The organism is Limnohabitans sp. (assembly GCF_040401495.1).
GTDB lineage: Bacteria > Pseudomonadota > Gammaproteobacteria > Burkholderiales > Burkholderiaceae_C > Limnohabitans.
This window is the reverse complement of the sequence record NZ_JBBAOI010000008.1, coordinates 64753-72693: the sequence shown is the minus strand read 5'-3', so window position 1 is coordinate 72693 and position 7941 is coordinate 64753. Positions and strand designations below refer to the sequence as shown.

At 51.6% G+C, this 7941-nt stretch carries 6 protein-coding genes; 4 read left to right on the top strand and 2 right to left on the bottom strand.

All coding sequences use genetic code 11. The features are described from left to right. The coding region (locus AC9UEO_RS07570; protein WP_509531678.1) for a cadherin repeat domain-containing protein at positions 1-868 on the bottom strand (868 nt) is incomplete at its 3' end. 597 nt (positions 869-1465) lie between these two features. Here AC9UEO_RS07570 and AC9UEO_RS07565 point away from each other — a divergent pair. From AC9UEO_RS07565 to AC9UEO_RS07555, 3 genes are read left to right on the top strand one after another with little or no spacing between them, the layout of a single operon-like run. Continuing rightward, a complete protein-coding gene (locus tag AC9UEO_RS07565) occupies positions 1466-2650 on the top strand; it encodes a TolC family protein (RefSeq protein ID WP_509531676.1) in 1185 nt (394 codons plus the stop codon). Next, positions 2647-4761, top strand: coding sequence for an ATP-binding cassette domain-containing protein (locus tag AC9UEO_RS07560; protein WP_509531673.1), 2115 nt, complete (start codon positions 2647-2649; stop codon positions 4759-4761). Before AC9UEO_RS07565 ends, AC9UEO_RS07560 begins: the two co-directional genes overlap by 4 nt. Before the next feature lie 2 nt (positions 4762-4763). Beyond that, the gene (locus AC9UEO_RS07555; RefSeq protein ID WP_509531669.1) at positions 4764-5948 is read left to right on the top strand and encodes a beta-barrel domain-containing protein; all 1185 of its coding nucleotides are present in this window, start codon (positions 4764-4766) and stop codon (positions 5946-5948) included. A gap of 8 nt (positions 5949-5956) precedes the next feature. On the opposite strand, the gene ygfZ is transcribed toward AC9UEO_RS07555, so the two are convergent. Then, a complete protein-coding gene (gene ygfZ / locus AC9UEO_RS07550; RefSeq protein WP_509531667.1) occupies positions 5957-6889 on the bottom strand; it encodes a CAF17-like 4Fe-4S cluster assembly/insertion protein YgfZ in 933 nt (310 codons plus the stop codon). 45 nt (positions 6890-6934) lie between these two features. Between ygfZ and mltG the strand changes: the two genes are divergently transcribed. After that, positions 6935-7939 carry an endolytic transglycosylase MltG gene (gene mltG, locus AC9UEO_RS07545; protein WP_509531697.1) on the top strand — a complete coding sequence of 335 codons (1005 nt, stop codon included), beginning with the start codon at positions 6935-6937 and terminating at the stop codon, positions 7937-7939. Positions 7940-7941 lie beyond the last annotated feature (2 nt).

The following is a 7941-nucleotide window of genomic DNA, read 5'->3' as shown; positions in this document are numbered from 1 at the left end:
TCTCATCGATGGTGTTGTTGGTCAAGGCCGTGGTCAAGACCACCGCCGTGGGGGCCTCGTTGACATCAGTGACCGACAAGGTGTAATCGGACGTGACCGCGCTGCTGCCGCTGACCGTGCTGTCGGTCACATTCACGCTCACGGCGTAGCTGGACTGGGCCTCGAAGTTCAGCGCCACCCCCGCCTTCAGGTACAGCGCGTTGTCCACCACCTCAAAGCTGTCGGCGTCCGTGCCGCTTAAGGTGATGGTGTTGGTGCCCAGCGCATCGTCGGTGACGGTAATGTCGGCCACCTTGGTGCTAGTGGTGGTGCTGGTGTTCTCATCGATGGTGTTGTTGGTCAAGGCCGTGGTCAAGACCACCGCCGTGGGGGCTTTGTTGGAAGTAACAGTGCTGTTAGTCGATGTTTCTGATTGAAGGGCGTTATTGGCTACCACCCCAACCGCTGCTACACCTATGGCTACGCCGTACAAGCTGGCACCCGTTGCAACCGTTGAAGCTGTTGCTGCGGTTGTAGCAGCAGTTGAAGCAGTGGAGCCGGCTGTAACTTGACCTCCTGTCGCCGGCGTGTTTTGCAACTGGGTTTTGTAAAAAGTAACTTCACCTTCTGGGTTGCTCAGGCTTATGGTATCGGGCCAGTTTTGAGCTAACCCACGCCAGTGCAGTAATTGGCTTGGGCTTGACGCAGACATATCGTGTCCCGAATCCCGCCCTTCGATAGACCACGACTCGCCATCCAACAACACATCCAAGCGGTTGGCTGGTTGGGTGAAGAAACCGCTGAGCACCAATTGCGTCCCTTGGGCGTCAAACAGCCAGATATCGTCCCCGTGACGAAGCACCAGTAAATCAGTGGACTGATTTAGCAAGAACTCTTCAGTTGTTGCGTCGGTGCTATGTCTTAAACGAAATCGACGCTGAACCCGCGCGTCTATGGTTTGAAGCTTGCCAGGCAAGAGTTGTATATGTGAACTGAATAGTCCTTCAGTTAGTTTATTGTCAGGTTTACCCTCGTCAGTGGAAGACGAGACTTCCATCGCCAAACCAGGCACCACAAGACCTTGAATGGGTTGAGATTTGCCTTTAATAGGCGTTGATATGACTGGATTCTTGTCTTTCATTCGTATCAAAAACATTTGCAAACAGCATGTAGTGGCATTCAGTTTGGAATTTGTTCACATTTATCAAATTATTCACCAAAAATAGTGAAATTAATAATTTAAATCGTTTTATCAGCAAAAATTGATAAATTATGAAAAATAATCAATTTTTCGAGTTATTTTTTTGACTATTATTTTATTTTTTGATTTTTATATTAATATTGTCAAAATTGAAAAGCTTTGATGAAACAGATCATTCCATTTTTTAGAGTTTTCAGCCTTTTTTTGTGCTGGATCGCACAAACCTGCTCTGCTGGGGCGCAAACGTCCGAGACGCCAAGACCAACCCAGCCCTTACGGATTGAAATGCTGTTTGAGGCCGCTAGCCAAAACCACCCCCTGCTCAAGGCAGCGCGCATAGAAACTGATGCGTCTCAAACTGATGTTGAAGCCGCCCAACGCCAGCGACTGCCGGCCGTGTCTGCCGTGGTGGAGTCCAACAGTGGTAATGCTTACGCGCAAGCCAGCCACACCCTGCGTGTGCAACAAACCCTGTGGGATGCTGGGCTGAATGCTTCTAAAGTTTCTGAGGCTGAAAACGCAGTGCTGATAAGCAAGCTCAAAATTGAATTGCAGCAAAAGCAATTGTTCTTGCAAATTTGCAATGCTTGGCAGTCCATGGTTACCGCCCATCAACGCGTACAAATCGCCCTAAATACCATGGAAAGGCTTGATGGGTTGAAAAAACAAATGCAACGACGCGTCGATGCGTTAGCCTCAGCACCCATTGATTTGATTTTGGCCAACTCCCGCCAGCTACAAACCCAAGCAGAGTTAGACAACGCCCAACGAAACTTGAAAGTGGCGCTGCGAAAATTAGAGTTGTTGTCTGGCATGCAGCGGTTAGACCACTATGTACAGACGTTAGAAACTTTGCCAAGCCTGCCTTTAGCAGCGCCATTTCTTCTTCAATTGGATAAAACCGACTGGGCCGACATAAGCACCCGATGGCCAGCGGTTCAAATTGCCCGTTACGAGGTGGTTTCAGCCCAAAATCGATTGCGCAGCAAAGAGGCAGAGCGCTGGCCTCAGGTGTATTTGCGGGTTGAAAAACCTATTGGTAATTACGGTTATAACGCAAACACATCCACCACGGTTTTTGCTGGTGTTAGCTACACACCCGGTGCGGGGTTTGCCAACTTGGTGGAGGCGAAAGCGCTAGGCCAACGAATTTCCAAGTCCGACATGGGCGTGGAAGCAGCAATGAAAGATATCCAAGATGCTTTGTTGGTTGACCGCGAAGAATTTATCCATTCCTATGCGCAAATTCCTGCATTGCAGCAATCGGTCAAAGATTCAGACGCGGTTTTGGGTTCTTTCGAGCGTCAATTTCAAGCCAGCCGTAAAACCTGGGTGGACTTGCTCAATCAAGTTCGCGAACTGGCTCAAAACGAATACGCCTTGGGGGATTCGCAAGCCAGTTTGATGGGAGCGCAATTTCGATTGCAAGTTTATTTAAACCAAGATATTTACCAAGCACCTGCGCCATGAATAGCTTGAAACAACTTGAGTGGGCCTTGTCGCGGTTGGCACAACTGCAAGGCAGCGTAGTCGATCCGCTTGCGCTTCGATCCAGCTTAGATGCATTGGAAGAACAAAAAACCACGATGCAGCAATTGCAACAACTGGCCCTCGAGTTGGGTTGGCCAGCCCCCATCATGCTGCAGCAACCCGACCCCGCTTTTTTACCTGCGCTTTGCCATGTCGATGAAATCGGCTGGGCGATTGTGGTGGCACTTGACGCTTGGGATCGATGGGTTGTGGTGACACCCGAGGGTCAACAGGCTTTGACGCAAAGTGTTTTGCAAGGTCGGGTTGCCCTTTTAGAGTTCAAGCAGCAAGAGGATTTATACAAACTTCATCATGATGCGAATGAAAAGCCTGTCATGAAAACCTTTGCCCAACATTTGCATCAAACCTTGCGCGACTACCGTTGGCCACTCATTGAGGCGGGCTTTGCGTCGGCATTTATTGGTTTGATCGCGTTGGTAACGTCACTTTTTTCCATGCAGGTCTATGACCGGGTCATCCCAACCCGCAGCGAATACACCCTGATTGTGCTCAGCGTTGGCGTGTTAATCAGCATCTTGATGGAGTACGCCATGAAGTTGGCACGCTCGCACTTGATGGACTATGTGGTGGTGGGTGTAGACCAGCGTTTGTCGCGTGAAGTTTTTCAACAATTGCTTAATTTACGTGTTGACCAAGTGCCCAACTCCGTGGGCGGATTGGCAGGGCAATTACGTGGCTATGAGCAGTTGCGCGGGTTTTACACTGCCAACACCTTGTTTTCACTGATTGAACTACCGTTAGGCATTGTTTTTTTGGTGATCATCGCCGTGATCGCCAGTCCGATCGTGGCGCTGGTGCCGTTGGTCTTTGGCGGTATCGCACTGTTGGTGGGTGTAAGGATCAAAAATCAAGTCCAGCGTTTGGCCAAGGAGAGTGCAGGACTCTCCAATATGCGCACGGGCTTGCTGGTGGAGGCTGTAGAGGGCATTGAAACCATTAAAGCGGGTTCGGGTGGCTGGAAATTTTTATCGCGCTGGATCAATTTCAACAAACTGAGCATCCAAGGCGACATGAAGATGCGCCATGCCAGCGAAAGCGCGACATATTTAACCGCCACAATGCAGCAAGTCAGTTACGCGGGTTTGGTGATTGCTGGCGCTTTGTTGGTCATGCAAGGTGAAATGACCATGGGTGCCTTGATCGCGTGCTCCATCTTGAGCGGCCGTATTTTGGCGCCCGTCATGGCCGTCCCTGGGCTGTTGGTGCAGCACTCGCATGCCAACGCGGCTCTTGAGGGCTTGGAGCGTTTGTACACATTGCAGTCGGATAACCATGGCGTGGACCAGCCTTTGCGTCCATCGCGTCTGCAAGGGCATTTCGCACTGAACGATGTGACGTTTGCCTATGGTCAAAATCCACCGGTCATCTCGATTAACAAGCTCGAGATCACAGCGGGTGAACGAATTGCGGTTTTAGGCCCCATTGGAGCGGGCAAGTCAAGCTTATTGCGCTTGCTCAGCGGTTTGTACCATCCGCAAAAAGGCCATGTTCGGCTCGACGGCATGGAAATGGGGTTCATCAGCCGTGTTTTATTGAGTCAAAAAATTGGCTATTTGCAACAAGACCACCGTTTGTTTCAGGGCAGTTTGCGTGAAAATTTACTGATCGGACTGCCCGACCCTGGGGATGATGTGATTTTTTCGGTCATGAAGCGCACAGGCATGGACCGTGTGGTGAGTAGTCATCCCAAAGGCTTGGAGCGCCCCATCATGGAAGGCGGCAAGGGCTTGAGCAATGGGCAAAAACAATTGGTCGCTTTCACCCGTCTGGTTTTATGTGACCCCGATATTTTGTTGTTGGATGAACCCACCGCTACGATGGACGAATCGCAAGAGCGCCAATGCATGTCGGTCTTGGCAGAAGAAGCGCAGGCTGGCAAAACCATGGTGATCGTGACGCACAAACCCAGTACCTTGGGATTGGTGAACCGAATAGTGGTGGTGGCTGGTTGCCAGATTGTGATGGACGGTCCGCGCGATGAGGTGTTGCAACAGCTTCAACAACGTCCCCAACCCCAAACAGTCAGCTGACCATGTCACATCCAGCGCAACCCCAAACACCGCTTGGCGAATTCAAGCCACCCAACCGCTCTAGAGCGGTTCTCAGCGTTTCCATGCTGGCGCTGGTCGGGGCTGTGATTTGGGCGGCTTATGGAACGATTGACCAAGTTACCCGAACTCAAGGCCAAATCATTGCTGCTGAGCGCACCCAAATCATCCAAGCGCGTGATGGGGGGGTGTTAACCAACTTGCATACCAAAGAGGGAGACAAAGTCAAAGCCGGTCAATTGCTGGCAACTTTCCAAAAAGAAAGGGCACAAGCAGCGGTGTCGGATACAAGTGCCAAAGTAGCAGCATTGCGCATTACCTTAGCCCGATTACAGGCTGAAATCTTTGAAAAACCCTTGCAATTCGACCCATCGCTAAAGAGTTACACCAGCTATATTCAAAACCAGACCGAGCTCTACAACAAGCGCCAGCGTGCGCTGCGCGACGAAATCGAATCATTAACTAAAATTTTGGCCTTGTCCGAAGATGAGTTGAAAATCAATCGGCAATTGGAGGCTTCTGGCGACGTGAGCCGGACTGAAATTTTGCGCTTAGAGCGCTCCAATGCAGATATTGCTGCCCAGTTGAGCGCAAAGCGCAATAAATATTTGCAAGACGCCCAAGCTGAGATGACCAAAACGCAAGAAGAGTTAAGCACCCAAATTGAACAGTTGAAAGACAGAAACAATCTGTTGGAGCACACCGAATTGTTAGCGCCTATCGATGGCGTGGTTAACAATATCAAAGTCAATACCTTGGGAGGTTTTGTGCGCCAAGGTGAAACTGTGATGGAGTTATTGCCCGACAGCAACAACTTGATTGTGGAGACCAAGGTCGTGCCTGGCGATATAGGGTTTGTCAAAATAGGACAAACTGCCAGCGTCAAACTCGATGCCTACGACTACTCGATTTACGGTGCCATGCGCGGCGTTGTCAGCTACATCAGTCCCGACGTTTTAAGTGAAGAAACAAGGCAAGGCCCTATGACGTACTACCGTGTTCGGGTGATGATTACCGGAACCGAATTCAAAGGTGACAAGGCCAATGAAATACAGGTGCGTCCTGGCTTGACCGCCAGTGTTGAGATCAAGGCCAAAGAACGCTCAGTGTTGAGTTACCTCATCAAGCCTTTGAGCAAGACGCTCAGTATGTCGATGTGGGAAAAATAAGGCTGGCCTCAAATATCTTCCCGCAACACATAGGGCAGGGGATACAAGCTCAGGCTCGCACCTTGGCCACTGTGGATAGCACCGTCAGCATCCTCCAAGGCGCTGTTTTGCAAACACACCAACGCCCAATGACCATGAACAGGGTGGTGACAAGCTTGCACCACCACGCCAGAAGGTTGGCTGGGGTCACTTGCACTGAATACCTCTTCACCTGCGCTCAAAGCCCCAGTGCAAGAAGCTAAGTGAGTGCGTCGCTTTAAAGTGCCACGAAACTGACTGCGAGCCACCACCTCTTGGCCAGGGTAGCAGCCCTTTTTGAAGTTCACGCCGTATACCGATTCATAGTTGAGCATTTGCGGCACAAAAGCCTCGAAGGTGGCGGCTTGCACATCTGCCACACCGCTCAAAACCTCTGACAGCAGCCAATCTTGAAGGTCTAATGCAGCCGTCGTTAAAGCAGAACCCAACGCCACGATTTGCAAAGCACGGCCATGGCCCTGCGCGGGGTAAAGCCGCACCGACCAAGCAGGGTCTGTGTGCAAAGACCAAGGCGTTGCACCTAAGGCGGCAGGCACCGCATCGCCCAACAGGCCCCGTACTTCGTACTGCTGAGACACATCGTTCATCACCACCTTGGCACGCAGCACAAACATACGCAAGCGTTTTAAGGTCTGCGCCAGCAAGTCTTGGCGCAATACCAGCCAGACATCTTCGGGCGAGGTTTTGAAGCCGATGAAACTGGCCTGCATACGTCCCTTGGCATTGCAAAACGCCGCCAAACGGGCTTGGTCTAAAGGCATGAGCAAAAAATCGTTGCTCAGTTGGTTGTGCAAAAAATTGGCGGCGTCTGCGCCTTGGGCATGGATGATGCCAAGGTGGGGCAGGGCGCAGCTACCTTGGGCAGAACCCAACAAGTCAGGGTGAGCTAAAAAAGCATTCATGCCTCTATTATCATGGCCACATCTTTTGGCACCGCAGGAGCGGCAATGAAATGGTTTTGGAGCAGCCTTTGGCTGGTAACAGGCATGGCGCTGGTCATCGCGGGCGCCGCCGCTTGGTGGGTATTGCGTCCCCTGCCCATGGCCACCCAAACCGTTGATCTCTCGGTTTCCTCAGGCTCAACACCGCGCATGGTGGCCAGCCAAATTGCCGAGTCCGGTATCGATGTGTCGCCGACTCTGATGTATTACTTTTTCAGGTTCAGTGGCCAGTCCAAGCTGATTCGTGCGGGTAGCTATGAAATCGCCAACACCACCAACGCTTGGGATTTGCTGCAAAAACTGGTGAGAGGCGAAGAAAACCTCAAGGCCATCACGCTGGTGGAAGGATGGACACTGCGCCAATGGCGTCAAGCCTTGAGCAAGGCCGAATTTTTAAAGCATGACACCCAAGGCGACACCGATGAAGAACTGATGCAGCGCTTAGGAATGGCTGAGGTGCCTGCTGAAGGGCGTTTTTTCCCCGATACTTATATGTATGGCAAAGGCAGCAGCGATGTAGCGGTGTTGCGCCGCGCTTTGCACGCCATGGACAAGCAGTTGGCGCAGGCTTGGGCCAACCGTGACATGGGTTTGCCTTTGAAAAACCCGCAAGAAGCCTTGATCTTGGCCAGTATTGTGGAAAAAGAAACCGGCGAGCCCTCGGACCGCGCCATGATCGCCAGCGTCTTTCACAACCGCTTGCACATCAATATGCCTTTGCAAACTGACCCCACCGTCATTTACGGCATGGGAGCCGACTTCGATGGCAATTTGCGCCGTGTCGACTTGCAAACCGAGCATCCTTGGAACACCTACATGCACAAAGGCTTGCCGCCCACCCCCATTGCTATGCCGGGCAAGGCCGCATTACTGGCTACTTTGCAACCTGCCACCAGTAAGGCCTTGTACTTTGTGGCGCGGGGTGACGGCAGCAGCGAATTCAGCGAAACCTTGGATAAGCACAACGCCGCCGTGGACCGTTACCAGCGCAACCCAGCCAAGGCACAATAAGC

Coding starts and splice junctions, on each gene's coding strand:
- AC9UEO_RS07555 (WP_509531669.1), top strand. CDS start 4,764: ATGTCACATCCAGCGCAACCCCAAACACCGCTTGGCGAATTCAAGCCA.
- ygfZ (WP_509531667.1), bottom strand. CDS start 6,889: ATGAATGCTTTTTTAGCTCACCCTGACTTGTTGGGTTCTGCCCAAGGT.
- AC9UEO_RS07565 (WP_509531676.1), top strand. CDS start 1,466: ATGCTGTTTGAGGCCGCTAGCCAAAACCACCCCCTGCTCAAGGCAGCG.
- mltG (WP_509531697.1), top strand. CDS start 6,935: ATGAAATGGTTTTGGAGCAGCCTTTGGCTGGTAACAGGCATGGCGCTG.
- AC9UEO_RS07560 (WP_509531673.1), top strand. CDS start 2,647: ATGAATAGCTTGAAACAACTTGAGTGGGCCTTGTCGCGGTTGGCACAA.